Below are 2,190 nucleotides of genomic sequence, written 5' to 3'. Positions count from 1 at the left end.
GACTAGTCAAAAAAACTCGCTCTAAGTTTCCATCCAAGAAGCCTATTCATCGTGGCACTGCTACTCAACATCCACCACTTAATTTTTCCATTATTAATACTGCTTAATTCTTAACCGAAAAGTATTGAGAGGCGATTGCCCGTTCGATTAGCTCCAGCTTTTTGGTGATAGCTTCAAGTTTTGTTTCCACCGAGGAGCCAAGATCTGCAAGATGGGATTCCAGTTTCTCCAGCTTTTTTTCTAGCTGTTTGACTGATTTACTGTCTGCCGTTACATCGATATCATTATTGATATCAAATTTTATTAGTAATTCCTCTAAGGCTTGCAGCAAGGGAATTGTATGCCCTTGCCTGTGTAGTTTTGATAGTCGCCGAACCACCTTAATTAGTGGAACGGGCACACGAATCATCTCGCTTGGTGGGGACTTTTGGTCAGGCATTTGATATCATTTTTGATATCGACATATTGATTGTAAAAGGCTTGGCACAAAGCTATAATTTACTGAGTATTAATTGTGTCCATGTTTTGAAAGATTGTTACATTTAGACACAATCTGCTGTAGAGGAATAAAAAAGTTCAACAATAAATAATAAAGTCCAACAATTTCTGTTAGGTGCTTTACCCCGCTCCAGGCATCCGTCCATAAATCGCTTGCTTGCCTGTACGCCGAGCACACGCTACGTTATTACTAGAGCGATCGCCACCGGCTCATGGCGGTTACGCCATCGCTCTTAAGGCGGGGCGTAGCTGATCGCACCCACATTCTCTTAACATCACTCTCCTAATTGTTCAACTTTTTTATTTGAGCTTGGTGTCTCTGTGTTGAAAAAGTTGTGTAGTAATCCCTTTTCCAGCCCCAAATTGTTCAACTTATTTTTACGGGGCTTGCACCCAACCACTCTAAATCAATGCTTTGAGAGACTAGAATTGTTGAACTTTTTTATATGCTTACATCTGCGAGGCGATCGCTTCCAGCAGGCGGTTACGCCATCGCACTTGCTATTTAGACCTGGCGTGTTGACCTTCAAAGGTAGCGTTGACGCACTTCCCCTCGCTGTCCGTATACTCATTACTCCCTAGTGCCGATACATAAGCGCACTATCCGAAAGAGATCGTCCCAGTTTAAGAAGTGAACTTAAGACATCACCTCATAATTTGGTTGAAATTCTAGTGTCCCTTTGCGTTGATTAGTTTCAGAGGTGGGCTAGAACCAACAGAGTGTTCTGATTATTCTGTAACTAGCTAAAATTTTAACCATGTAGGGGTAGAGCTACCAATGTAGGGAAATGACCGAACTATATAAGGCTGGAATCATTGAGGTAACAGAAGCAGAAGATGAAGATGAAGATGAAGATTTATTTGAAGTTGCGGTGCATTTTGACGGCGATATTTTTCTTCCCAACGTCGTTTTTGAAGGCAAAGACCACGCATTGCGGCAAGCTAAAAAGCTTTATGATTGGCTAGAAGCTAATCATAAAGAAATCAATGGGGAGCGACTGCATTGGCAATCATACACAGTTAATCATGAATTTCTAAGAGAGTATCCAGCCTGCTATTTACTTTACTACTATTCAACATACGAACAAGGTTTAGAAGTTTCAATTGTTGAGCGAGATCAAGAAGCCATTGCTTATGGTTGGTTGAGCGCTGAACCTTTACCTTACTATATGGATAAAGAAGATGGTTTGGTAGTTCTTGGAGACATTTCAGATGATGCTGTGCTTGCTGGTTGGCATAAAGCTATTGATATACGCATTCACATTTACTCTTTTATCTACCAGTCAAATAGCAGTCACAAGCTTTAATAATCAGTTGACAATTAGGAGCTTTAGGTGCAGCGAAAAATCGAGTTAAAAAGGGGTGTTGATAATACATCTGTTGAAGCCTATTTGGTAGATTTAGTCCAAAGACATGTTGATGATTATGTTAATGATTGGGTCGAAAAATTAAGGTTATTTAGTCAAGAAGATAAATACTGGGACTGGATATTCAAATTAAGATATATTTCCAATCAAGAAAATCTTGAAGGTTACGCAGTTGAGTGCGAAAACAAAACTCAAGGATTAATGATAATAGAAACGCAAATGCACGGTTCTCGGTTAAATATTGGTAAGAGGCTAGTTTATGTTGATGGTATTGCCACTGCCCCCACTAACCGAATCGAGATTCAACGGATGTATTATCAACACC

2 protein-coding genes and 1 pseudogene are annotated in these 2,190 nt (G+C 40.0%); 2 read left to right on the top strand and 1 reads right to left on the bottom strand.

The annotated features are described in order from the left end of the window. Window positions 1-103: 103 nt before the first annotated feature. The gene (locus LC574_RS36890; protein ID WP_229458585.1) at window positions 104-439 is read right to left on the bottom strand and encodes a hypothetical protein; all 336 of its coding nucleotides are present in this window, start codon (window positions 437-439) and stop codon (window positions 104-106) included. An 847-nt stretch (window positions 440-1,286) separates the two neighbouring features. Here LC574_RS36890 and LC574_RS36885 point away from each other — a divergent pair. Both LC574_RS36885 and LC574_RS36880 read left to right on the top strand, forming a co-directional pair. Next, on the top strand, window positions 1,287-1,805 hold the full coding sequence (locus LC574_RS36885) for a hypothetical protein (RefSeq protein ID WP_229458583.1): 519 nt from the start codon (window positions 1,287-1,289) through the stop codon (window positions 1,803-1,805). A 27-nt stretch (window positions 1,806-1,832) separates the two neighbouring features. Further along, window positions 1,833-2,190 (top strand): annotated as a pseudogene (locus LC574_RS36880) (GNAT family N-acetyltransferase); the annotation flags it as partial.

It is taken from the genome of Nostoc sp. CHAB 5715, assembly GCF_020829685.1.
In the GTDB taxonomy this organism is placed as follows: domain Bacteria; phylum Cyanobacteriota; class Cyanobacteriia; order Cyanobacteriales; family Nostocaceae; genus Nostoc.
The sequence above is the reverse complement of the archived record's forward strand: the minus strand, read 5'-3'. Positions and strand labels throughout refer to the sequence as shown.